Raw genomic sequence first — 25011 nt, forward strand, 5'->3', positions numbered from 1 at the left:
GGGCCCACGAGTGCGGACCGGCGGACGGAGGGCCGCACGCCCTGGGGCCGCGAGGGGATGGCTTGTCGCGCTCGCGCACGTCCCGGATGATGGGGCGCCCCGCCAAAGCCCGCCCCCTCCTGGAGCCCACCGCGATGTCTCCCCGTTCCGGCGTCGAACCCTCCGCCTTCCCCGAAGGCCCGCCCATCCAGGAGCGCGTGGCCGCGCTGGAGGTGCTGTCGCCGAAGGAGATCGACGCGCGCCTGGGCGACCTGGGCTACCGGGGCCAGCCCGAGGCCCGCCGCGCCGCGTCCGTGCTCGCGTACCGGCACCTGCGCCGCATCCGCCGGCTGTACCTGGAGGGGCTGGAGCCGGAGCCCGGCACCCGCGAGAACGCCCTGTTCCTGGGCCCCACCGGCTCCGGCAAGACGTTCCTCGTGGAGCTGATGTTCCGCGAAATCCTGGGCGTGCCCACCGTGCTCGCGGACGCCACCCAGTTCTCCGAGACGGGCTACGTGGGCGACGACGTCAGCACGCTCCTGTCCCGCCTCTACGAGGCCGCGGAGCGCGACGCGGAGTGGGCCTCTTGCGGCGTCATCTGCATGGACGAGTTCGACAAGCTCGCCACCAGCCGCTCCGACAGCCGCTTCTCCGGCCAGCAGACCACCAAGGACGTGAGCGGCTTCGGCGTGCAGCGCAGCCTGCTGCACCTGCTCTCCGCGGCCCAGGCCACCTTCCCGCCGGACTTCGGCTTCACCAGCCGCATCCGCTCCGAATCCCTGGACATGGGCTGCATCACCTTCATCGCCTGCGGCGCCTTCAGCGGCTTCCGGGGCACCGCGGAGACCATGGCCCACGTGGAGCGCGTGGGCTTCGGCCGCGAGCCGGGCAAGGGCGGCCTGAAGGACCTGGAGTCCATCGCCACGCGCATCACCGAGGAGCACCTGGAGAACACCACCGCGTTCTCCCGCTACGGCTTCATCCCGGAGCTCATCGGCCGCTTCAACCGGCTGGTGTCCTTCGCGCCGCTGGACGCGGCCACGCTGGGGGACATCCTCCAGGACAACGTGCTGCGCACCTGGGAGCGCGAGTTCGCCCACGAGGGGCTGCAGCTCACCGTGGACGCTGGCGTGCGCGAGTGGATTGTCGCCCGCGCCATCAAGCGCGAGACGGGCGCCCGCGGCCTGCGCACCGCCCTGGCCCCCGTGCTGGAGCAGGCCGCCTACGAGCACTTCGGCCACGGGAAGGCCGCCACGGTGCGCCTGGTGCTGAAGGACGACGCCGTGCACGCCGAGCGCGGCTGACGCAGGGCGGCCGACGTGCCGGGGCCCGGTCCGCGGGGTCCCCGGGGCGTCGTTCAGCCGGGCCCGTTCTTCACCCGCGAGTCAGACGCCTTACGGTTGAGGCACACGACAGGCGCGCGGAGGCGGCCCATGGCACACATCAACCAGGAAATCCCCCGGGAGCAGTGGGCGAGCTACCTCGCCGGCATCAGCAAGCAGGACGCCACCCAGTGGGTGCGCGTGGAGTCCATCGACGCGGAGAGCGGCGACCAGCCCCTGGCCGACCGCCTGCCCCTGGTGGACATCTCCCTGGAGACGAAGGGCAGCGACTCCGGCGCGGTGCAGATCATCGTGGGCCGCGAGGACGGACGCATCACCCACCGCATCCTCGAACCGGACCTGCTCGTCGCGGAGGTGGACAGCCAGAGCGGCGCGCTGGAGTGCCTGGAGATTGGCGAGCGCGGCGGCAAGACGCTCATCTTCTTCGAGCGCCCCACCGAGGCCGAGGAAGTGTCCGCCCGCTTCTAGAAACGGCACGGGGCCAGCGGGGGCGTCCCACGGACGCTCCCACCAGCCCCTGCCCCCTCAAGGGTGACGCTCAGCTCACGGGTACAGCGCGCGGGCACCCTGCTTGTCCAGGGTGGTCAGCACGAGGTCGCCCGTCTGGGTGCCGTTGCACTGCGGGTAGTGCATCACGGACGCGCGGTCGTAGGTGGAGGTCAGCGCGCGCCACTGGTTGTCCTCGTAGCAGCCGCTCGCGGTGGAGCGGGTGTGCTCGTGGCGGAAGCCCAGCGTGTGGCCCAGCTCGTGGCGCAGCACGCCCGTGAGCGTCCAGGCGCCCAGGTTGCCGAAGGCGCTGCTGTCCACGAGGACGTTGCGGCCGGAGCGGCTGGAGTTCGGGAAGAACGCGCGCGCCACGTAGGACTGGCCGCTCACCGGACGGATGTCGAACAGCACGCCCGTCTGGGACGCGGTGCAGGACGCGTCGTACTGGGACAGGTAGGTGAAGTTGACGCTCGCGGTGGCCTCCCAGGCCGCCGTCGCGCTCGCCATCGCGTTCACCATCTTCGTCTTGTTGGAGCCGAAGCTGTCGCTGATGCAGTAGGTGAGGTTCAGCTTCTGGGTGCTGCTCCACTTGATGTCGCCGCCGATGTAATAGACGGCCAGCCCGTCCTGCGACTTGCCCAGCTGCGCCTCGACGACGTTCTGGAAGTAGGCCTTGAGCTCGTCCTCGGACTCCAGCGCCTCGTCACCGTTGACGATGATCTTCCCGCCCGCCCACGGCTCGCGGTAGGCGTTCGCCTGGAACTCCTCCCACGTGGGCTTCGCCTCGGACTCCTGCGCCGTCTCGGGACCACCACACGCGGCACCGAGCAGCGAGACACCGGCCAGCATCGCAACAGAGCGGAACTTGAGCATCGGGGAACTCTTCCTGTGTCCTTCGGGGGATGCGCGGCCACCGCCTGGCCTTCCCGCCAGCCGCGGCCAGCCGCGCGCCGGGCCATTCAGCAACTGCCGGGCCAACGGGGCTCCCGAGGAGAAAAACAGGAAACGCGGGGATATCTGGAGCGCTCCCGCTCCAGCCCTTCCCTCGTCAACCGTCACTTCACGTGACGTTCACAACGGTAAATCCCTGGAAACACAAATGTTTTACCTGGGGATTCCCGCTGTCCGAGAAAGGGACAGCGAGATGTCCTGATTCCAGTCAGCTTCTGGAGCCCCTAGAGGATGGCGCGGCGCATCTTCCAGTAGGTCTCCTTGGCCATGCGGAAGGTGTTGGAGCCCGGGGGCAGCAGGGTGCGCAGCAGCTCCGCGGACTGGGTCTGGAGGGGGCGCACGCAGTGGGCATCCAGCTGGTGGCGCAGGTAGCCCACCATGTCGCGGCCGCGGTACTCGTTGAAGTAGTTGCGCAGCTCCGCGGCCGTGCGGGCCTTGCCGTTGTCCGCGTACTTGGCCACGTAGGGGCTGAAGTCCGGGTAGAGGCTGCCCTTGCCGAAGCCGCCGTGCACGGTGGTCTTCATGAAGTTGCCGATGAGCAGGTCGTCGAACACCTGGTACTTCACGGCGGTCATCAGCGAGCCGCGGGGCGCCTCGAAGGTGATGCCCTTGTGGAAGCGGCGCGTGTTGAAATCGATGACGTGGTCCTTGCCGCCCACGCGGAAGCGCACGAAGTCCAGCACGGTGCCCAGGTGCTCGACGGCGCGGAAGTACTGGTCCAGCTGCTTCGCCTCGTCCGCGTCCAGGCACTCGCTCCAGTCATCGCCGTAGTCCTTGGGGTCCACCGGCTTGATGGCGCGCTCCTTCGGGTTGATGGAGACGGAGGAGTCGTTGGTGAAGTCGTGGCGCAGGAAGGCCGGGAGCATCTCGCAGGTGTTGGAGGCGAAGCCCCGCGCGTAGTCCGGCAGCGTGGTGGTGTACTCGGAGCACCAGACGCTGTCCGCGCGCTGGTACTTGTGCATGGAGCTGAAGGGCACGAAGTAGCGGACGCCGTACGTCTCCGCCATGCGCGCGATGGTCTGCCCCACGGGCGTCTTCGCCGCCGCGTACGGGAGGATGCGGTTCCCGTCCTCGGTGAAGAAGTTCATCATGTCCGCGTCGCCGTAGCCGGACAGGGCCAGGAGGTACGTCTCGCTGTACTCCTTGATGACCCGGCGCACGAAGCGGCCCTGGCCGCGGTCCCCGGCGTCGTTGAGGTTGACGATGAGCCGGCCGCCCACCTCCACCAGCAGCACCGCGTCCTGGTTCACGTCCGGCAGGCACAGCACGCGGATGCGCGGGGACAGGCGCGTCCACTGACGGTCCGCGAGCACCTGGACGCGGAAGCCGGCCTCGCGCAGATCATCGCGGATGCGGCCGCCGAAGTGGTTGGGGACCAGGAGGGTGCGCGAGCGAAGCTTCTCCAGCGACGCCATGCTCAGGTGGTCCGGGTGGCCGTGCGACAGCCACACGAAGGGGCAGTCGAGGATGGCCTGGCGCTGCTCCTCGGGAACCTCGTGGGACAGCGTCCAGCTGCCGAAGTAGGCGTCTCCGTCCGTCCAGGGGTCGGTCACCAGCACCGGCCCGTTGTCGTGACAGATGAGTGTGGCGTTGCCGATCGTCTCGAAACCCAGTTCCATTGTGCGCGCCCCCTTGAACCCCCACGCTGCTCCCAATGCGCGTGTGGGTGAGAAGGTGGCACCCGGACTTTTGCCTACAAGCTTGGGAAACAAGCTTCACGCCCGGCCGCATGCCCTCCGCGCCTGCGGCCCAGGAAAAGGCTTTCCCTTGTCAGGCGGTTCCGGGCGGATCCGCGAGGCCGTGTCGCGGCCTGGACTGGGGATCCGCCTGTCCCCTGTCCGCCGCGAGACACGGGGCGGCCGTCAGCGGCGGGACACGAGCGAGAGGATCTGCGGACCGTAGCGCTCCGTGAGGGTGGGCCCCACGCCGTGGATGGACATCAGCTCCGCGCCGCTGGAGGGCCGGGCGCTGGCGATGGCGTCCAGCACGCGGTCGGTGAGGATGCGGAAGGCAGGCACCTTGCGCTTGCGGGCCTCGGTGAGGCGCCAGGCCTTGAGGGACTCCACCAGGGCGGGGGACGCCGGTGGCGCCGAATAGCCCGGCTCCGGCGGCGCGTTGCGGGACGCGTTCCACGACGCCCGGGGCCCTGGGCCCGGCGACGACTCGGACGCGGTGCGTGCCCGCCAGCCGCTCCGGGCCGGAGGGGGGGCGTCCGTGGGGAAGGCTTCCTGGTGGAAGTCCGCGTCGACCGCGGGCTCGCGCGGCGTCCAGGAGTCGGTACCGCGGCGGCTCTTGCCGCGTCCCCGGGGCGCGGCCTCCGTGCTGGCCGCGCGCTTGCGGGACGTGCGCTTCGTGCCACCGGCCGCGGTGCGGCCCTTGCGCTTCTTGGAGGGCACCTCGCGCGCCTGGGGCAGCACCACCTGTCCGGGGGCGATGACGCGCGCGCGGCGGCCGGTGTCCGTCAGGGACAGCCGCTGGAAGAGGATGACCTGGCCGTCCTTGTCGAAGGAGTCCGAGTCCAGGCGCACCAGCCCCGAGCGCACGAGTCCGCCCACGAGCCGCTCGAAGTCACGGCGGTGGAGTTGCTCTCCGAAGAGCTCGCGGTGGAGCCGTCCGGTGGCCTGGCCGTCGCGGGCGTGCAGGGCCTCCAGGATGCGGCCCAGCGCGTGCGCCTCCATGGCGGAGGGCTCCTCGAAGCGGACCACCTCGCAGGACTCGGGGGCGCAGACGTCGCACAGGCCGCAGGCCGCGCCGGAGTCCTGCACGTCGCCGAAGTGCGCGACGAGGTGCCGCATGCGGCAGTCGTGCGCCTCCGCGTACCGGCCCATCTGCTCCAGGTGCAGCTGCTTGCGCTCGCGCTGCGCGATGTACGCCACGGCCCAGGCCGCGCGGCCGCGCCGCACGTCTTCATCCGGCGTCATCTCCACGCCGCCGTGGATCCACAGCTGCTCGAGCGCCTTGTCGAAGATTTCGGGGTCGCCTCGCACGCGGGCCTGGATGGAGGCCTTGGGCTCCAGCTCGTTGGAGGTGGCCTGGTAGATGCGTTCCAGGACGGAGGGGTCCGGGTAGTCACGGCGGTGGAAGAACTCGTGGGTGCGCCGGTCCACGAAGGCGTGGAGCAGCACCGCGCGCGAGTCCTTGCCGTCGCGCCCCGCGCGCCCCAGCTCCTGGTAGTAGCCCTCCAGGCTGGCCGGCAGCGCCGCGTGGATGACGGTGCGCACGTCCGGCTTGTCGATGCCCATGCCGAACGCCGTCGTCGCGACGATGACCTCCAGGTGGCCCTTGAGGAACGCGGCCTGGATGCGGTCACGCTCCTGGGGCTGGAGGCCCGCGTGGTACGGCGCGGTGTGGAAGTCGTGCGCGAGCAGGTCCGCGTACTGCTCCGCGTGCTTGCGCGTGGACGCGTAGACGATGGCGGGCCGGTGCTCCGGGTTCTTCAGCAGCGACAGGATGGCGTCGCCGCGAGCGCCCGGGTTCAGCTCGCGCACCTCGATGGCGATGTTGGTGCGGCGGAAGCCGTGGATGAAGGTGTGCGCGGCGCCGCCCCGGGAGCCGCGCAGGCCCAGCTGCTGGACGATGTCCTTCTGTACGTCCGGCGTGGCCGTGGCGGTGAGGGCCACCACGGGGGCGGGACGCAAGAGCGGCAGGCGCGAGCCCAGGAGCCGGTAGTCCGGACGGAAGTCATGCCCCCACTGCGAGATGCAGTGCGCCTCGTCGATGGCGATGAGCGACGGGGTGCGGCGGGCGAGCAGCTCCACGAAGCCGGGGACGCCCAGGCGCTCCGGGGCGATGAAGAGGAAGTCCAGGCGGCCTTCGAGGTACTCGGCGCAGACCTGCCGGGAGGTGGAGCGGTCCCGGCCGGAGTGGATGCGGTCCGCGGCGAAGCCCAGCGACTGGAGCCGCAGCACCTGGTCCTCCATCAGCGCGATGAGCGGGCTGACGACGACGGTGGTGCCCGCGCGAGCGAGGCCGGGGAGCTGGTAGCAGAGGGACTTGCCCGCGCCCGTGGGCATGACGAGCAGCAGGTCCTCGCCGGACGTGGCCGCGCGGCAGACCTCTTCCTGGTACGGGCGGAAGTCGTTGAAGCCGAAGGCCTCCTTGAGGAGGCCGCGCAGCTTGTCCGGAGGCGTGGGGGCGCGGTGCACGCGCTCCGGCCGGCCCGTGCCCATGTTCACGGCCTGGGGCTGACGCTTCGCCCGGCCGAAGCCTTCGGAGGAGGCCTGCACGAACGCGGAGCGGACCTCCGCGGGGGGAATGTTGGGGGGAGCCTCCTGGCCGCGCAGCGACGCGGGCCGGGCGGTGTTCCCGGCGGCCGGCTCAGGCCAGCGGCCCGCGGCCCCGTGGAGGCCGTGAGCCGGAGCGCCCGGAGCGAACCGCGAGGAACCCTGGACGTCGGCGCCACCCGAGGAACCCTGGAGGGAGGTCCCCGCGTGACGTGCATCACCGAAATGGGCCGCACCGCCGTGGGCACCGTGGGTCGAAAGCCCCGCGTGACGTGCGTCGCCGATGGGGACTCCTGCTCCAGACGCGCCCGTTGCATGGCGTGCGTCGCCTCCCGCGCCCTGGCTGAACGCGGCCCCGGAGCCCGCGCCCCCGTGCGACATGCGCGCGGAGGCGCCGACCTCATTGCGCGCGGTGTTGGCAAGGGCCGCGCTCCGCGCGACGGCGGTCGCGGCCTCACGGGTCCGGAAGAGCTCCTCGGCGGGGCCCTGCGCGGGATGCGGCCGGGTGGTCTCAAAGCGTCCGCTCGCGGGCGCGGACACACTCCGGGGCCCCGGTCCAGCCTGTGCCGGCGTGGGCGGCAGCGACGTGGGCGCCTGCCCCACGACCTCCCGCACATAGGCCTCGATGCCGCTCATGAACGCGTCCAGCGCCCCCTGTCCGCGCTCGATGCGCTGGAGCCACGCCTCCCACTGGCCGGTCATCACGGGGGACTTCACGTCCGGGTGCACCACCCCGATGAGGTGGATGCCCTTCTCCGTGGCCACCAGGCGCTTGCCCTCGCGGGTCAGGTACTCGCGCTCCAGCAGGAGCTCGATGGTCGCGGCGCGCGTGGCGGGCGTGCCCAGCCCCGTGTCGCGCATCGCGTCCATCAGCTCCTTCTCATCCAGCGTGCGCCCCGCGGACTCCATCGCCGTCAGCAGCGTCGCCTCCGTGAAGCGCGGGGGGGGACGCGTGCGCTTCTTCACCGCCTCCACGTCCGCCACCGTCTGCGGCTGCCCGCGCGCGAGCCCCGGCGGCAGGTCCTGCGGCTCGTCGTCCGGCTCTTCTTCCTTGTCCTTGTCCGCGCCCTTGCGGCCTTCGGACTTGAGGCGCGGCGCCTTCTGCCCGCCCCCCACGTCCAGGACCTTCCAGCCCACCTTCTCCACCTGCGTGCCCGCGCTGTGGAAGCGGTCCACCACCGGCCCCGCGTCCCCCTTCGACGTCACCGCGGTGATGACCGTGGTCACCTTCCAGACGTGGTCCTCGTGCCACGCCTGGAGCAGCCGGCGGCACACCAGGTCATAGAGGCGCTGCTCGTCCGGGGACAGCCGCACGCCGGAGGCGGGCATGGGCGTGGGGATGATGGCGTGGTGGTCCGTCACCTTCGCGTCGTCCACGTAGCGCTTGCCCAGGGGGCGCTCGCCCGTGCCCGGCGCCAGGTCCTCCTGGTACGGGGCCTGGATGGCGCGCACCACCTCCGGCAGCGTGTCCGCCACCGTCGCGGACAGGTGCCGGCTCGCCGTGCGCGGATAGCTCAGCAGCTTGTGCTTCTCATAGAGCGCCTGCGCCACCTCCAGGGTGTGCTTCGCGCTGAAGCCGAACAGCCGGTTCGCGTGGCGCTGCAGCTCCGTCAGGTCGTAGAGCAGCGGCGGCGGCATCCGCTTCGTCTCCGCGTCCAGCGACTCCACCGCCGCGCTGCCGCCGCGCACGCGGTCGATGACGCGGCCCGCCTCCACGCCGTCCGCGTCCAGGCGGCGCGCCTCGCGCACGGACTCATGGCCCGGCGGAATCACCGGCTTGCCGTCCGGCCCCGAGCGGAACCACGTGCCCTGGTAGCGCGCCCCCTGCGGCGCGCCCTTGCCGCGAGGCACGAAGGTGGCCACGACCTCCAGGTAGTCCCGGGGCACGAAGTCGCGGATGGCCAGCTCGCGCTCCACCACCATGGCCAGCGTGGGCGTCTGCACGCGCCCCACGGACAGCATGCTGCCGTAGGTCCCGCTCGCCAGCGTGTAGAGGCGCGACAGGTTCATGCCCACGAGCCAGTCCGCGCGGCTGCGCCCCATGGCGGCGTCCGCCAGCGGCGCGTAGGCCTTGCCGTCCTTGAGCTGCTGGAAGCCGTCGCGGATGGCGCGCTCCGTCAGCGACGACACCCACAGCCGCCGCACCGGCTTGCGGCACCCGGCGGCGTCGTAGATGTAGCGGAAGATGAGCTCGCCCTCGCGCCCCGCGTCCGTGGCGCACACCACGGCGGACACCTCTGGCGCGTTCATCACCCGGCGGACGACCTGGAACTGGTCCTTCGTGGAGTCCGACACCACCAGCGGCCAGTCCTCCGGCAGCATGGGCAGGTGCGAGCGGTGCCACTTCTTCCATTCGGGCCGGATTTCATGCGGCTGGGCCAGGCCCACCAGGTGCCCGATGGCCCACGTCACGACGTAGCCGTTGCCGCGAAGGAAGCCCTCGCCGCGCTCGGTGGCGCCCAGCACCCGGGCGATGTCGCGCGCCACGGCGGGCTTCTCCGCCACCACCGCGAGGACGGACCCCCGTCCACCGCGAGCCGTCCCACCGTCCACGCTCCCGTCCCGCGACACCGTGCTGTCCCATCCGGGCACTTCGCCCATCTCATCCCACCTCATGGCCTGTCCCCTCCCCGCCCCGGCCGCCCACCCGCGGGGTCGGGCCCCCCGCAGTGCGCAGCCCTACCCTTCCCTATCGCGGCAGGCTGACATGGCCAGGGCCCACCTGTCCCGCTCCGTCACGCCCGCATGCCCACCGAGGAGCCGGCGGACAGGATCGATAACGGCCAGGGGGCCCCGATCAAAACGGAAATCGCCCCGGCACCAGAGGGCACCGGGGCGACCGCCACCACTTCGCAGGTTCTACGGCTTCAGTGCACCGGCGCGGGCCGCGACGCCGGCGGCTCCGGACGCGCGGGAGCAGGCAGGGCGGGCGCCTGCGTGGATGGCGCCAGGGCGGGCATGCGCTTCACCACGTTGCCGGTGATGAGCCGCATGTCCCGGCCACCCTTGGTGAAGAACGTGTAGCCCCAGTTGAGCATCACGGAGGCACGGTTGCGGAACCCGATGAGGTAGGCGATGTGCACGCCCGCCCAGACCATCCACGCGGGCAGCCCCTTCATGCGCCACTTGTCGTAGAGCAGGCCCACCGCGTAGCCGCGGCCAATCACCGCGAAGCTGCCCTTGTCGTGGTAGCGGAACGCCTTCAGCGGCCGGCCCGCCAGCCGGTCGCGGATGGTCTTCCCCACGTGCCGCCCCATCTGCATCGCCGCCGGCGCGATGCCCGGCACGGGCTTCCCGTCGTGCTCCGCCGCCGCCACGTCGCCAATCACATACACGTCGTCCAGCCCCGGCGCCGTGAGCCGCGGAGACACCTTCACCCGCCCCGCGCGGTCCAGGGGCACGTCCAGCGAGCGCACCAGCGGCGACGCCGCCACGCCCGCGCCCCACATCACCGTGCGCGTCGCGATGTGCTCGTCCCCGAACGTGACGCCCTCCCCGTCGATGCCCGTCACCAGGGCGCCGGTGCGCACCTCGACGTGCAGCTTCTCCAGGTCGCGCCTCGCGGCCTCCGACAGCTCCTCCGGATAGGCGCTCAGCACGCGCGGCAGCCCCTCCAGCAGCACCACCCGCGCCTCGCGCGTGTCGATGCGCCGGAAGTCCTTCGGCAGCCCGTGCCGCGTCATGTACGAGAGCGCCCCCGCCAGCTCCACGCCCGTGGGCCCCGCGCCGATGATGACGAAGGTCATCCACTGCCGCTGGCGCACCGGGTCGGACTCGCGCTCCGCGGCCTCGAAGGCCGTCAGCACGCGCTCGCGGATGCGCACCGCGTCCTCCAGCGTCTTCAGGCCGGGCGCCACCTGCGCCCACTCCGGGTGCTTGAAGTACGAGTGCGTCGCGCCCGTGGCCAGCACCAGCGAGTCGTAGGGAATCTCCCCGCCCTCGACGATGAGCACCTTGCGGCGCGGATCCACCGACTTCGCCTCCGCCAGCAGCACCTCCGTGTTGCGCGAGTGCAGCACGCTGCGGATGGGCGCGGAGATGTCCGCCGGGTTCAGCACCGCCGTCGCCACCTGGTACAGCAGCGGCTGGAAGAGGTGGTGGTTGTAGCGGTCCACCACCGTCACCCGCACGTTGTCCGCCCTGCCCAGGGTCTTCGCGGCCTGAAGCCCGCCGAAGCCCGCTCCCACGATGACCACGTGATGACTGCTGTCCCGGTCGCGTTCCATGGCGGGAAGGTGCGGACGCATGACGCGCCCGGCCAGCGCCCGGTGTACCTCGCCTGCTCGCCGCCCCGCCGCTGGACGCCCGGCCGCCTCACGGCCAGGCAGCCTGGCGTCAGGGGTCCGCCGGCGGCGTCACGGACACCAGCAGCAGCTGCCGGTGGATGCGCTCCACGTGCAGCAGCATCGCGCCCAGGGTCGCGGTGTCGCGCACGCACGGAAGCACCGCCGCGCGCAGCTCCCCCAGGACGCCCGTGCCGGTGGGCCCCGTGGCGCTCCACGCCGCGGCCACCTCCTGCCGCGCGCCGTCCGACAGGTCCACGTTGCGCGGGTCCTTCGGGATGAAGCGCCCGGAGGCCTTCACCAGGCTGGCCAGCAGCGCGGCCACCGCCTCCGGCCTCGTGCCCTCCAGCTTCAGCCGGTGGGCCATGCCCAGCGAGTGCATGCCGTTGAGCCCCTCGCGCGGCTTGCCCTCCGGGGACAGCAGCCCCTCGCGCAGGTACTCCGCCGGCCGGGTGGCCGACAGGTCGACGTTCTCGCCGCTCGCCATGGATTCACCAGGAGGAAGAAGTGCCGCGCCCATCACATCATGGCAGCGCCGCGAGCGCGTCCCGCACGTGCTTCTCGATGGCGGGGCGCTCCTGCTCCGTCCATCTGGGGCCGGACCAGGGCAGGCCGTGCAGCGCCTCCAGCAGCGCCTCCAGCCGGGCGCGCCGGTCCCCGGTGCCCGCGTCGCCGTCCACCGTGGCCTTCACCTCGCGGGCCACCCGGCCCTCCAGGGTGTCACGCAGGCAGCAGACGTAGACGTCCTCTTCCGGCAGCTTGGACCTTGGGGGCGCGGCGCGGCCCGCCTGGAGCACGCGCTCGTGCGCGGCCACCACGCCGGGCAACAGCGACACGAGCGGCGCCGGCTGCGCCAGGAGCGCCGCCAGGTCCCGGTAGCCCTGCTGGAACGCGGGGTTCACCTTCCCCAGGCGCTGGTAGCACCCCGCCGCGTTCGGGTTGAACGGCGTGGCCGCCACGCCCAGCGAGGGTGACGCGGGCTTGCAGCCCGACAGCAGGCTCCAGAGCGCGCCCAGCATCAACGCCGCCCGGAGCGGACCGTGCCGCGCACGCAGTGGAGGCCGCCCGGGGCCGCGCCGCAGTCGTGGAGCCATCCCATCGTTCCCATCCCGTGCTCGCGCACGCCAGCGGACCGCCCGGCGTGCGCGAAAGGTCACGACCTTGAAGCTCAGCCCGCCTTGGCGGTGCCCTTCGCCTGGTGCCAGGCGGCGAGCACTTCCTTCTCCCTGTCCGCGGACAGGCCCGAGCGCAGCTTCTCCTGGCGGTCCGGCGGCAGGCCGTGGAACCAGGTCAGCGTGTCGCGCACGGTGTCCCCGAGCGGGCGGGTGGCGAGCCCCGCCTGCGTGGCGCGCGCGATGCTCACCGCGCCGATGCCGCTCTCCGGGCCGGTGCGCGGCACCCACGCGGGCATGTCCGCGAAGGCCGTCACCTTCTGCTGATCCAGGAACGCCGTGTCCACCCAGGTGAAGCGCGCGTCGCTCCCCGTCGCCTTCTGGATGTCCTCCAGCATGCCCTTCATGTTCATGGGCTTCAGCGGGCCGGTGACGTTGAAGATGCCCGCGGTGCGGCGCTCCACGTTGCGGATGATGAACGCGGCCAGGTCGCGCGCGTCGATGACCTGCACCGGGTCCTCGCCGTCACCGGGGGCCAGCACCTCGCCGCCCTTCGCCACGCGCAGCGGCCAGTAGGTGAAGCGGTCGGAGCCGTCATCCGGGCCCACGATGAGGCCGGGGCGGATGTTGAGCGTGCGGCCGGGCAGCGCGGCCTCGGCGGCCTTCTCGCAGAGCGCCTTGAGCGGGCCGTAGCTCGTCTCGCCCACCTCCTCCACCGTCTCGTCGGGAAGGGTGCCCACGGCGTCGGACTCGTTGAGGTCCTTCTTCGTCATCTCCTTGTAGACGGACACGCTGGAGATGAAGACGTACTGCCCCACGTTGGGCGCGAGCAGCTCCGCGGACGCCTTCACGATGCGCGGCACGTAGCCGGACGTGTCGATGACCGCGTCCCACTTGCGGCCCGCCAGCGCCTTCAGGCCCTCGCCCTTGTTGGGGTCGCGGTCGCCCTGGAGCTTCTCCACCTCCGGGAAGAGGCCCGGGTTGGACTTGCCGCGGTTGAAGAGCGTGAGCGTGTGGCCGCGCGCCTGCGCCGCCTGCACCAGCGCGGGGCCCAGGAACCGGGTGCCGCCCAGGATGAGGATGTTCAGGGGCTTGCCCGGGGCGGTGTTGTCCCCGCCCTTGCTCGCGTCGGGGCCCGCCTTGGGGGACGAGGCACAGCCCAACACCTGGACCGCGCCCAACGCGGCCGCTGCTTGAATCACGCCTCTTCGGGACAGCTTCATGCCGTGGTTCCTCCGGGTAGGGTCGTCTGCGTCTGCGGAATGACTTCAGCGGCGCGCGTGCGCTGCTGGCGCGCCAGGTACAGGGCCACCGCGAGCCACAGCGCGGCCACGGGCACGGCCGCCAGCGACAGGCCCGTCATGCCCAGGCCCAGCGCCGTGAGTCCGCCCTGCAGCCACGCGCTCAGCGTGTCGCTGCCGCGGTACACCACCGTGTCGATGAAGCTCTTGGACTTGTAGCGGGCCTCGCGGTCCACCGTGGTGAACAGGATTTCACGCGACGGGCGCTCCAGCGCGTAGTGGCTGGCGCCCCGCAGCGACTTCACGCCGATGAGTACCGTCAGCACCGGCGCGAACGCGAGCACCCCAAACCCTACCAACGTCAGCACCGGCGCCACCGCCATGGCCACGCCCAATCCCAGGCGGGAGATGACCCGGCCGGTGACGAGCGTCTGGATGCCCAGGGTCAGCACCTGCACCCAGAAGTCGATGTCCGCGAACGCCGCCGTGCGCGCCGCCGCGTCCTTCGCCAGGGACGCGACCAGCTGCACCTCCTGGTAGTACAGGAACGTGGAGGTCGCCGCGTACAGCAGCACTTGCAACCCCAGCGCGAGCAGGAACGGCGACGTCACCAGCAGCCGCAGGCCCGCGAGCATCCCGCCGCCCACCGGCCCCTCGCGCGTGGCGGGCTGGTGCTGCACGTCGCGGGCCCAGTGGCCCAGGCGGCGCACGCACTGCGCGCTCACCTCCAGCATCACGGCGGACACGAGGATGAGGTTCACCGGCCCCACCGGCTCCGCCAGCCGGCCCACCAGGAACGGGCCGACAATCATCCCCGTGGTGCCGCCCGCGGCGATGAAGCCGAAGAGGCGCTTGCCCTGGTCGCTGGCGAACACGTCCGCCATGAAGCTCCAGAAGATGGAGACGACGAACAGGTTGTAGACGCTCAGCCAGACGTAGAAGGCCCGCGCCACGCCCTCCTTCGCCACGCCCCACTTGAGCAGCGCAAAGAAGACCAGCAGGTTGACCAGGAAGAAGCGGTAGACGCGCGGCACCACCACCCGCCGGGGATAGCGCGCCACCAGCGCGGAGAAGGCCGGCACCGCCAGCAGCATCACGACGAACGTGACGGTGAAGAGCCAGGGCAGGTGCTTCACGTCCCCCGCGGTGCCCATCTCGTTGCGGATGGGCCGCAGGATGGCGTAGCCGCACATCAGCGTGAAGAAGTAGACGAACGCCCCGAGGACCGCCCCCACCTCCTCGTCACGGACGTCCACGAAGCGCTTGAGCATGATGGCGGCGCCCTCAACGTGCGCGGCGACAGGCTATTCCCTGACTGCCGGTCTGTGGAGGAAACAGGCTATTTCGCCGCGAGGATTTCCCGCACGGCGGCCTCGACGCGGGGCAGGGCCTCCTCGATTTCGGCGACCGAGGTGGCGCCCACGGAGAGGCGGAACCAGCCGGTGTCGTCCGCGAGGCCGAACGCCTGGAAGGGCACCACCGCGAAGCGGGCCTTGTCCAGGAGGTGCTTGCGGATGGCGTCATTGGTGGCGAGGCCGCCCCTGCCCACCACGTCGAAGCGCACGGAGAGGTAGATGGCGCCCTGCGGCGCGATGGCGTCCACCGGAAGGCCCGCGTCCTTCATGCGCTGGAAGCCCTTGTAGAGGGCCTCCAGGCGCGCATCCACGCGCTGGCGCATGGTCTGGAGGAAGGACTCGGTGGCCTGGGTGTCGTCCAGGTAGCGGGCGGTGGCGACCTGTTCGGCCTTGGGGGCCCAGGCGCCCACGTGGCCCAGCACGTCGCGCATGCGGGAGATGATGGTGGGCGCTCCCACGCCCCAGCCCACGCGCACGCCGGTGGAGGCGAAGGCCTTGCTGATGCCGTCCACGAACACGGTGTACGGCGCCATCTCCGGCACCAGCTCCACGGGGGTGACGTGCTTCTTGCCGAAGTTCAGCACCCAGTAGATGTGGTCGTACATCAGGATGAGGGGCTTCTGGCCGCGGCCCTCGCGCGCGCGGTTCTCCTCCACGATGCGCTGGCAGATGGCGCGCAGGGCCTCCGGGTCCAGCATGGTGCCCGTGGGGTTGAGCGGGCTGCACAGGCACAGCAGGCGCGCGGACGACAGGTGCGGCTCCAGCTGCGCCAGCGTGGGCATGAAGCCCGCCGCCGCGTCCGTCTTCACCACCACGCTCCGGGCGCCCAGCATGTGGGCGTAGTGGTTGTTGTTCCACGACGGCACCGGGTAGACGACGACGTCGCCCGGGTCGAGCACCGCGCGGTAGGTGGCGTAGATGACCGGCCGCGCGCCGCCCGCGATGACGATGCCCTCCAGCGGGTACTTCAGCCCCAGGGAGCGCTCGTAGAAGCGCTGCACGGCCTGGCGCAGGTCCAGCACGCCGTCGGACGGCGGGTAGTTCGTCTCACCGGCCTGGAGCGCGACGCCAATCTGGTCGCGCAGGCCGTCCGGGATGGGGAACTCCTTCGGGCTGAAGTCGCCCACGGTGAGGTTGCAGACCTTGGTGCCCCTGGCCACGAGCTCGCGGATCTCCGCGGCGATGCGGAGGATTTCGCTGCCCACGAGTCCGCGCACCATGGAGCCCACGGTGGTGTCGTCGCGAGAGGGACGCGGGAGGGAGGTCAGGTCGAGGGCCATGGTGCGGAACTCTCCAGTGCACGAAGGGGGGCCGGGGGGACGCGGCCGGCCGGACCCTATACGCAACGGGCCTGGCAGGGCGCATCTTCCAGGCACCCGGGCATGGTCCTGGCGCGCGGGGTGTGCGAGGACTCGGGAAGTCCCCGGGTGACGGGGTTTGACGGGAGGAACCGGATGCGCTTGCGACAGGGGCTGTACGCGCTGGGAGTGGTTTGCGGACTGCTGGGCCTGGGGTGCCAGAAGCAGGAGCCCCCGACCGTCCCCATGGACGTGCCGGCCGTGCCCCCGCCCACCAACGCCGTGCCCCGCGAAGGCCCGGCGGCCACCGCCCCCGTGGTGCACCAGGTGCTGGACGTGAAGGCGGGCGGCCCCACGGACGCGGGCAGGCCCACGGTGACGGCCGACGTGGCGGCGGACGCGGCGTGGACGACGGCGGCGGTGGAGAAGCCGCGCGGCGAGCCGCCCTCCATCACGCTGCGCTCGGTGCGCACGGGGACGCACGCGGACTACGACCGCACGGTGTTCGAGTTCGACGGGCCGCGCCTGCCGGGCTACCACCTGGGCTACGTGAAGACGCCGGTGCAGCAGTGCGGCTCCGGCGAGGACGTGACGCCGCCGGGGCAGGCCGCGCTGGAGGTGCGCTTCACGCTGGCGCGCGCGCATGACGACCAGGGCCAGGCCACGGTTGCGCAGCGCACCCTCAAGCCCGCGCTGCCGTCCGTGCTGGCGCTGGAGCGGCTGTGCGACTTCGAGGGCGAGGTGACGTGGGTGCTGGGCACCGCGCGCCGCGCCCCGTTCCGCGTGCTGGAGCTGACGAACCCCACGCGCCTCGTGCTGGACGTCCAGCACTGAGGCGGCAGGTGACGGCTACTTCTTCGGCGGCTGCAGGCGCTTCTTCGCGATGAGGTCGCGCGCTTCGCGCTCCGAGTCCGCGAAGTCCACATCCACCGTCCACTTGCCCGTGAAGTACAGGGCGAGCATCAGCGCCTTGGCGCCCGCGCGCTGCAGCGGGCCCGTGCCCAGGTAGACATGGCCGCGGAACCACTCGGCCTTCGCCTGCGCCACCAGCAGCTCGCGCGCTTCCTTGTCGATGCTGGAGTTCGACACGTCGGAGATGACGAACACCGGCCCCTTCGCGGACACCTCCTGACAGATTTCCAGCACCTTCTTCGAGTCCTCCAACTTCGAGGGCCCGTTGAACTTCATCACCAACAGGTCCGGCGCTTCAAAGTACGCGCGATGCGCTCCGAACTCCCACTCACGATGATTCGCCACGCGGTCCGTGCCTCACCCAGATCAAGAATTGCCTAGACCCGATAGCATCGAGAACGAGGATTTCCAAGGAGACTGGCCGTACCCACGGCGTCTGTCCTTGATGACCCGGGTCGTGCGCGGGCGCGGTACGCGGAAGGGGTGACGCCGAAGCGGGCACGGAAGCGGCGGACGAACTCCGACAGGTCGCCAAACCCACACGCGAACGCGACGTCCGCGATGCGCTCGGAGTCCGTCCGCAGGCGCGCGGCGGCGAGTGTCAGGCGTCTGCCCAGGATGTAGCTGTAGGGACTCTCTCCCACCACCTTGCGGAAGGTGCGCAGGAAGTGGTGGCGGCCCATGCCCACCTCCTCCGCGAGCATCCCCAGGGAGAGGGGCTCCTCCAGGTGCGCCTCCATCCACCGCACCGCGTCCGCCATGCGGCGTTCGTCCTGGCCGGTGACGGGACGGGCCCTGCCTTCGTGGACGCCGCTCAGCGCCGCGCCCGCCATCCGCAGCACCAGCTCCTCCGCGCCGCGTGAGCCTGGCTGCTCGGCGAGCGCCTGGACGTCCGCGAGCAGCGGCGCGAGGCGCTGGAGCGGTGGAAGCCGGTGCACGGGGAAGTCCGTCCGCTTCACGCCGGCCAGCCCTCCGGCCACCTCCTCGATGAGCTCGGGCTCGAGGTGGAAGGCGACGCAGCGGTCGCCCACGCCGGGCTCGTGACCGCAGCAGAAGGACGCGTGCCGCTCCCCCAGCAGCAGCGAGCCGGGCGTCAGCAGCACGCGTCCGTTGCGGGAGCGGTAGGTGAAGCTGCCGGACAGGACGGCGGAGATGGACACCCCCGGGTGCCGTTCCTCGAAGACGGGGTCCTTGGGGCCGGAGCGGCAGACAATCTCCCGCACGCGCCACCCGTCCCCGGAGGCCAGCAGACGCGCCGTGGTCAGGTCCACTTTCCCCAAGTCGGCCACGGTCCGTCCCTCCATCCTGCCCCGCATCTCCAACGGGGTGACCGAATCATGGCGATGGAAGCAACGACAGTCACGCGCGAGCTCATCTGGCGGCGCGTGATGGATGAGCTGGGTTTCGAGCATGCACGGGTGCGGCGCGGCCAGGAGGGCGTGGAGCTGTCCGGCGTGATTCTCGTCGCGGAACAGGGTGCGCCGCTGCGGGTGGAGTACCTGGTCGTCTGTGACGACGCGTGGCGCACGCGCCGGGTGAGCGTGACGCAGTCCTGGCGTGGCGAACGCCGGACGCTCGCGCTGGAGCATGACGGTGACGGCCACTGGCGCAAGGACGGGCAGGCCGCGGAGGAGCTGGAGGGCTGCACGGACGTGGACCTGGGCCTGAGCCCTTCCACCAACGCGCTGCCCATCAACCGGCTGCGGCTCCAGGAAGGCGCCACCGCGGAGCTCCGCGCGGCGTGGGTGCGGTTTCCCGCGCTGGAGGTCGTGCCCGCGCGGCAGGGGTACGCGCGCGTGGGCCTCGCGCGCTACCGCTACGAGAGCCTGGAGAGCGGCTTCAACGCGCTGCTGGACGTGGACGCGGAGGGGCTGCCCATCGAGTACGCCAACGTCTGGCGCAGGCTCGCGGAAGGGCCCGCCGCGCCAGCGTCCGTGTCTCAGACGTTCGTGGAGGCCCTCATGAGCGCGGGACCTTCGAAGGAGCTGGGCGACGCGGCGGCCACCTTCGGGTGGTTGGTGGGAGGCTGGGCGGGGACCATCCAGGACCACGACGCGGATGGGAGCTTCCGCCAGAGCGAGGGCGAGTGGTGGTTCCACTGGGTGCTGGAGGGGCGGGCCCTGCAGGACGTGTTCATCGTGCCGTCGCGGAACGCCCCGGCGCCGTCAGGCCCCGGAGCGAACAGGCGCTACGGCACCACCGTGCGTACGTTCGACCGGACCACGGGGAAGTGGCAGATCACCTGGGTGAGTCCGACCGGAGGCGCCATCAACCGGCTCGCCGGTGGCCGCGAGGGGGACCGGCTCATCCTGCTGGGCGAGTACCAAGGGAAGCCCATCCGCTGGAGCTTCTCCGACATCGGGCCGGACCGCTTCACCTGGCGCGGTGAAGTGCAGGACGAAGCCGGCCAGTGGAATCTCCAGTCACGCTTCGACATGCGTCGCATCGCCTGAGCACCGGGCCCGCCGCGAAGGTCCAAACCGGTCCGACTGTCGGACAGGTTCGTGCAGTGCGCCCCGGACAAGCAGTCGCCCTTGGGGCTCGCGATGTCCTGGCGTGAATGCTGCAACTCATCTCGCCCCGCTTCGCAGGTGGGCGGCGGCGAGCTCCAGTCGTTCGAGCAACCCCGAGTGCCGGGCCCGTGCCTCGGCTCCGCCCGCGCGCAGCGCCATGGCCAGCACCCGCGGCAGGTTGAGCGCGGCCCCCGCGCGCAGGCGCTGCTGATACTGCGCGGCCCAGTCGTGAGGGACGCGCAGCGACCAGTTGCGCGCGTCCACGGAGCCCGGCGCGTTGTACGTGTCCGGCATGCCCAGCAGGTCCGCGAAGAACACCATCACGCTGCGCGCACGGCTGGCGAACAGGTCCGCGAACTTCGCCTGCGCGAGCAACCCCGGGTCTTGCTCGAGCTGTCGCGCGAAGTCCTCACGCCCCTCCGCTTCGGGATGCAGCCGCCAGGCGAGGTAGTCCGCCTGGGCGCGCAGGGCATGCTTCCACTGCCATTCGGAGAGGAGCCGCCAGAGCGACTTCGTGTCGTGGTTGCCCACCATCACCCAGTCCTCGGGGGCCGCGTTCTCGCTGCGGTACACGTCCGCCGGGTTGTGGAGGTCCGCCTTCTGGGTGACGCGGAAGCGGCCCAGGCCATCCCGAGCCATCACCCGCGACAGCTCATGGGGCAGCGTGCTCAGCACCTCGCACAGCACGTCCTCACGGGCCCGGCCGTGCTCCCGCGCCGTACGCACCACCGAGTCGAACAGGATGGCGTAGCGGCCCACCTGCTCCTCCGTGAGCCACTTCACCCAGCCATCCGCGTGACGCGGCACCGAGCGGTCCAGTTGCTCCGGCGCCACGATGGCGTACCGCGCCAGCTCCGGGTGGTCCGGCAGGTCCGGCGAGGAGAACAGCCGCGCCCCGCCCTGCACCGCGCGCAGCGGATCCGCCGAGCCCGCGCGGTACACCCACGGACACACGAGCCCGTGCGGATGGTCGATGCGCAGCCCGTCGTACTCGGAGAGCATCTTGCCCAGCCGCGCGTCCAGGTAGCTCAGCACCGGTCCGGGGCCGGAGCCGTCCGGCGCGACGTACTGCTCGGGGTCCAGCACCGGGTAGTTCCACGGCTGGCCCTCCGGGTTGGTGCGGCTGGGCGGAGCCCCCATGAGGTACGCGCGAAGGAACAACCCCTGCAGCGCCCATGTGTCCCGGGGCGAGAAACCAATCTGGAGGTCCCCGTACAGCTTGAGGCCCCACGCCCCCACGCGCTCGCGCAGGAGCCCGTGCTGTTCATGCACGAGGAACTGGCGGAAGGCGTACTGCTCCACCGCCTCGGCTTCGACGTTGAGCAGCTCCCGGACGCGCGCCTCCGCCTGCGTCACCTCTTCGAGGCGCGGCGCGAACAGGCGCCCCTCCAGCGAATCCGCCCAACCGCGCCAGTCATCCGGCGTGTGATGCCGCGTGGCGAGCACGTCGAACAGCGCATCCCGTTCCAGCCACTCCCGCTGCTCCACGCGGAAGTCCGCGAAGCGCCGGACGAGCGCGAGGATGGACGCGGGAGCGTCGGCACGGTCGCGCTCCCGGCGGAAGGTGTCCCATGCTTCCTGGAGCGCCAGTGCCTGGCCCCGGCACGCGGACTGGTAGCGGGTCTCCGGTCCACCCTCCGCGGGCACTTCGGAGACGAGCCGGGCCAGCGTGTCGGAGGACAGCAGCGCGCCCCACGGCCCGTGCGGATCCGCGAGCGGCGCGAGCGCCACGTTCAGCGTGTTGCGTGAGAACAACGTGCCGTCATACGGCGACGGGTTGTGCGCGGTGGTCTGCCCCTGCGGCCCCAGCTGGATGCCGGTGAAGCCCAGGTCCCGGGCGAAGGCGAGGAAGCGCGTGGCGCCCTCGGAGTACGGCGAGCCCCGCCCCAGGTCTTCTCCGGGGAGGCCCGGGAAGCTGGGGTCATGGATGCTCAGGACCCAGCGGGTGACGCCCAGTGCGTCCAGGGCTTCGGTGACGAGCGAGCGGTGCGAATCGGGCAGCGGGGACGGGAGCTCCACACTCCTGACCCTATGGCCCCCCGCCCGATGCGCCAACCGTTCCTTGAGGGTGACGCGAGCATCCTCCGCGCATCAGTCCTGCCGGGCCTGCGGCTGCGGCCGGGGCTCGCCGCCGCCCTGCGCGGGCCCGTGCGCCGGCCCGTGTGCCTGCCCGTGCGACTTGAACACCCGGCGCAGCTTGCCGGTCATCCACGTGCGGGCATCCGTGAGGATTTCGTACACCGTCGGAATCACCAGCAGCGTGAGCAGCGTGGACGTGATGACGCCGCCAATCACCGCGCGGCCCAGCGGCGCCCGGAAGTCGCCGCCCTCGCCGTGCCCCAGCGCCACCGGCACCATGCCCGCGATGAGCGCGAGGGTCGTCATGATGATGGGCCGCAAGCGGATGCGCCCCGCTTCAATCAGCGCTTCGCGCAAGGGCAGCCCCTTCTCGTGCTGCCATTTGGCGAAGTCGATGAGCAGGATGGCGTTCTTCGCGACAATGCCCATCAGCAGGATGACGCCGATGAGGCTCATGATGTTCAGCGTGTCCCCCGTCACCACCAGCGCCAGCACCACGCCTATCAGCGACAGCGGCAGCGACACCAGGATGGCCAGCGGGTCGATGAACGAGCCGAACTGGATGACGAGGATGAGGTACATCAGCATCACCGCCACGCCCAGCGCCAGGAACACCCGGCCGAACACCTCCTGCTGATCCGCGGACTCGCCGCCCGTGGAGACCTCGTAGCCCGGCGGCACCTTCACCGCCTTGAGCCGCGTCTGGACGTCGTTCATCACCTCCGACAGCGACCGCCCCGCCACGTTCGCCTGCACGTTGATGACCTTCTCGCGGTTCAGGTGGTCAATCTGCGCCGGGCCCACGGTCTGCTTCACATTCGCCACCTGTCCCAGCGGCACCACCACCGGAGCCCCCGTGGCGGTGGAGCCCACCACCAGCGGCAGCTGCGCCAGGTCGGACGGGTTCTCGCGGAACTGCGGCGCCAGGCGCACCATCACGTCGCGCGTCTCCCCAATGGGGTCCACCCAGTCGCCGGAGTCCAGGCCCGCGAAGGCCGGCCGCAGCGACTGCGCCACCTGCCCCACCGTCACGTTGAGCTGGCCCGCGACGCCGCGGTTCAGCTCCACCTCCAGCTCCGGCTTCTCCCCGCGCGTGGACAGCCCCACGTCCACCGCGCCCGGCACCTGCTTGACCTCCTTCATCACCTGCTGCGCGAACTGGTTGAGCCCCTGGGACTCCGGCCCGCGCAGCTCCAGCTGGATGGACTTGATGGCGCCGCCGAAGCCGCTGGTGAACACGGACACGTTCGCGCCGCCCACCGCGAGCAGCTCCTGACGCAGCGTCCTGCCCAGCACCTCCTGACTGGCCTTGCGCTCCGTCTTCGGCTTGAGCCGCACGTACACCAGCGCCTGGTCCACGCCCGGCGAGCGCAGGGGCAGCGGCACGCCGATGGTCGTGTACGTGTACGCGACCTCCGGGTGCTGGCGCGTGAGGCGGGACACCTCCTCCACCTTGCGCCGCGTGTAGTCCAGGCTGGAGCCGGCGGGCGTCTCCACCAGCATCTCGATCTCCGCGCGGTCGCTCACCGGCACGAAGCCCGCGCCGCCGAAGAAGCCCTGCAGCGCCACCGCGCCCACCAGCGACCCCACCGCGAGCAACACCATCGCGAGCCGGTGGTCCAGCGCCCAGGCGATGACGGCCTTGTAGCGGTCCGCCTGCCGGTCGAACCAGTGGTTGAAGCGCGCCAGCCCCCGCGAGATGAAGTTGCGCCGCTCGCCCTTCTCCACCTGCGGGTCGGGCCAGTACGCGCTGAGCATGGGGTCCAGCGAGAAGCTCACGAACAGCGACACCAGCACCGAGCACGCGATGGTGAGCGCGAACGGCTTGAACCACTGCCCCGCCACGCCGTACATGAACGCCACCGGGACGAACACCGCCACGATGGAGAACGTCGTCGCCGCCACCGCGAGGCCAATCTCGCTCGTGCCCTCGCGCGACGCCGTGTAGTGGTCCTTCCCCATCTCCACGTGCCGCACGATGTTTTCGCGCACCACGATGGCGTCGTCGATGAGGATGCCGATGGCCAGCGTCAGGCCCAGGAGCGACATCGTGTTGAGCGTGAAGCCGAACGCCCACACGCTCACGAACGACGCCAGCACGGACACGGGCAGCGCCAGGCCGGTGATGACCGTGGAGCGCCACGAGTTGAGGAACAGGAACACCACCAGCACCGTGAGCAGCGCGCCTTCAATCAGCGCCTGCTGCACGTTGACGACGGAGTTCTCCACGCGCGTGCCCGCGTCGCGGACGATCTCGAGCTTCGCGTTGGCGGGCAGCCGCTGCTGGAGCATCTTCACGCGCTCGCGCACGCCGTCCGCGACCTCCGTGGTGCTGTGGCCCTTGGCCTTGATGACCTCGATGCCCACCGCCTGCGCGCCGTTGTAGAGCGACAGGGTGCGCGGCTCCTCGGTGCCGGCGAACACGTCCGCCACCTCGCCCAGCCGCAGCGTGCGTCCGCCTCGCTCCGCGATGGGCACCTGCGCGAAGTCCTCCGGCGTCTCCAGGCGGCCCTTGAGCCGGATGGTGCGCTCCTGCAGCTCCGTGTTGAGCCGGCCCACTGGCGCCGCCAGGTTCTGCGCCTGGAGCGCCGCCACCACCTGCGCCACCGACAGGCCCGCCGCCTGGAGCGCCGCGGGCCGCACCTGCACCGTCATCTCCCGGTCCACGCCGCCCACCACCGTGGCCTGCGCCACGCCGGGCACCGAGCGCAAGTCCCCCACCACCAGCGGGTCCGCGATGAGCGTCAGCGCGGGCACGTCCAGCGCTTTCGACGTCAGCACCAGCGACACGATGGGTTGGTCCGACGGGTCGAAGCGCGTGAGGATGGGCTCCTCCATCTCCTGCGGCAGGTCCGCGCGCTTGCTGGAGATGGCGTCGCGGATGTCCTGGGACGCCTCCTGGATGTCCTTCTCGAAGTCGAAGAACACCGTGAAGTTCGCCAGGCTGTCCGTGGAGCTGGACGTCGTCTTCTTCCCGTCCACGCCGGAGATGGCGAAGATGGCGTCCTCGATGGGCTCCACGATTTCGCGCTCCACCGTGTCTGGTGATGCGCCTGGGTACGCGATGGTGACGTTGATGACCGGCTGCTGAACGTCCGGGAACTCGTCCGTCTCCAGGTTGAACAGCGCGACGATGCCGAACACGACGAGCGCCACCATCGCCGTGATGGTGATGATGGGGCGCTTGATGGCGAAGTCGGAGATGAACACGGACGACTCCTGCGGTGCTTCTTCAA

17 protein-coding genes are annotated in these 25011 nt (G+C 71.2%); 4 read left to right on the forward strand and 13 right to left on the reverse strand.

What is annotated here, in order from left to right:
- Window positions 1-134: 134 nt before the first annotated feature.
- Both AABA78_RS24195 and AABA78_RS24200 read left to right on the forward strand, forming a co-directional pair.
- Window positions 135-1283: an AAA family ATPase gene (locus AABA78_RS24195; protein WP_338266189.1), complete on the forward strand. Its 1149-nt coding sequence runs from the start codon at window positions 135-137 to the stop codon at window positions 1281-1283.
- 129 nt (window positions 1284-1412) lie between these two features.
- Entirely contained in the window at window positions 1413-1790 is a 378-nt protein-coding gene (locus AABA78_RS24200; RefSeq protein ID WP_120526272.1) for a DUF5335 family protein, read from the forward strand.
- 75 nt (window positions 1791-1865) lie between these two features.
- On the opposite strand, the gene AABA78_RS24205 is transcribed toward AABA78_RS24200, so the two are convergent.
- The 9 genes from AABA78_RS24205 to AABA78_RS24245 all read right to left on the reverse strand — a co-directional run bounded on the left by AABA78_RS24205 (window position 1866) and on the right by AABA78_RS24245 (window position 16253).
- The gene (locus AABA78_RS24205; protein ID WP_338266191.1) at window positions 1866-2681 is read right to left on the reverse strand and encodes a matrixin family metalloprotease; all 816 of its coding nucleotides are present in this window, start codon (window positions 2679-2681) and stop codon (window positions 1866-1868) included.
- A gap of 302 nt (window positions 2682-2983) precedes the next feature.
- On the reverse strand, window positions 2984-4378 hold the full coding sequence (locus AABA78_RS24210) for an MBL fold metallo-hydrolase (protein WP_338266193.1): 1395 nt from the start codon (window positions 4376-4378) through the stop codon (window positions 2984-2986).
- A gap of 243 nt (window positions 4379-4621) precedes the next feature.
- Window positions 4622-9598, reverse strand: coding sequence for a DNA topoisomerase 3 (locus AABA78_RS24215; RefSeq protein WP_338266194.1), 4977 nt, complete (start codon window positions 9596-9598; stop codon window positions 4622-4624).
- 251 nt (window positions 9599-9849) lie between these two features.
- Window positions 9850-11229 carry an NAD(P)/FAD-dependent oxidoreductase gene (locus AABA78_RS24220; protein ID WP_370469481.1) on the reverse strand — a complete coding sequence of 460 codons (1380 nt, stop codon included), beginning with the start codon at window positions 11227-11229 and terminating at the stop codon, window positions 9850-9852.
- Between the two features lie 88 nt (window positions 11230-11317).
- Entirely contained in the window at window positions 11318-11752 is a 435-nt protein-coding gene (locus AABA78_RS24225; protein WP_338266198.1) for a hypothetical protein, read from the reverse strand.
- A 37-nt stretch (window positions 11753-11789) separates the two neighbouring features.
- Window positions 11790-12359: a hypothetical protein gene (locus tag AABA78_RS24230; protein ID WP_338266199.1), complete on the reverse strand. Its 570-nt coding sequence runs from the start codon at window positions 12357-12359 to the stop codon at window positions 11790-11792.
- Window positions 12360-12433: 74 nt separating this feature from the next.
- Window positions 12434-13600: an NAD-dependent epimerase/dehydratase family protein gene (locus AABA78_RS24235; RefSeq protein WP_338266200.1), complete on the reverse strand. Its 1167-nt coding sequence runs from the start codon at window positions 13598-13600 to the stop codon at window positions 12434-12436.
- The gene (locus tag AABA78_RS24240) at window positions 13597-14889 is read right to left on the reverse strand and encodes an NTP/NDP exchange transporter (protein WP_338266202.1); all 1293 of its coding nucleotides are present in this window, start codon (window positions 14887-14889) and stop codon (window positions 13597-13599) included. Before AABA78_RS24240 ends, AABA78_RS24235 begins: the two co-directional genes overlap by 4 nt.
- 68 nt (window positions 14890-14957) lie before the next feature.
- Entirely contained in the window at window positions 14958-16253 is a 1296-nt protein-coding gene (locus AABA78_RS24245; RefSeq protein WP_338266204.1) for a pyridoxal phosphate-dependent aminotransferase, read from the reverse strand.
- 174 nt (window positions 16254-16427) lie between these two features.
- Between AABA78_RS24245 and AABA78_RS24250 the strand changes: the two genes are divergently transcribed.
- Window positions 16428-17105 (forward strand): AMIN-like domain-containing (lipo)protein, encoded by a 678-nt coding sequence (locus AABA78_RS24250; protein ID WP_338266206.1) that lies wholly within the window; start codon window positions 16428-16430, stop codon window positions 17103-17105.
- 15 nt (window positions 17106-17120) lie between these two features.
- Here the strand turns inward: AABA78_RS24250 and AABA78_RS24255 are convergent, their stop codons facing one another.
- Window positions 17121-17528 (reverse strand): hypothetical protein, encoded by a 408-nt coding sequence (locus tag AABA78_RS24255; protein ID WP_338266208.1) that lies wholly within the window; start codon window positions 17526-17528, stop codon window positions 17121-17123.
- Between the two features lie 32 nt (window positions 17529-17560).
- On the reverse strand, window positions 17561-18472 hold the full coding sequence (locus AABA78_RS24260; protein WP_338266209.1) for an AraC family transcriptional regulator: 912 nt from the start codon (window positions 18470-18472) through the stop codon (window positions 17561-17563).
- 48 nt (window positions 18473-18520) lie between these two features.
- Between AABA78_RS24260 and AABA78_RS24265 the strand changes: the two genes are divergently transcribed.
- The gene (locus AABA78_RS24265) at window positions 18521-19636 is read left to right on the forward strand and encodes a putative glycolipid-binding domain-containing protein (RefSeq protein ID WP_338266211.1); all 1116 of its coding nucleotides are present in this window, start codon (window positions 18521-18523) and stop codon (window positions 19634-19636) included.
- 117 nt (window positions 19637-19753) lie between these two features.
- Here AABA78_RS24265 and AABA78_RS24270 read toward each other — a convergent pair whose 3' ends face one another.
- Together AABA78_RS24270 and AABA78_RS24275 are read right to left on the reverse strand one after the other, a co-directional pair.
- Entirely contained in the window at window positions 19754-21715 is a 1962-nt protein-coding gene (locus AABA78_RS24270) for a 4-alpha-glucanotransferase (protein ID WP_338266213.1), read from the reverse strand.
- Window positions 21716-21787: 72 nt separating this feature from the next.
- The gene (locus AABA78_RS24275) at window positions 21788-24985 is read right to left on the reverse strand and encodes an efflux RND transporter permease subunit (protein WP_338266214.1); all 3198 of its coding nucleotides are present in this window, start codon (window positions 24983-24985) and stop codon (window positions 21788-21790) included.
- Between the last annotated feature and the right edge of the window lie 26 nt (window positions 24986-25011).

This window comes from Corallococcus caeni (assembly GCF_036245865.1).
Lineage (GTDB): Bacteria > Myxococcota > Myxococcia > Myxococcales > Myxococcaceae > Corallococcus > Corallococcus caeni.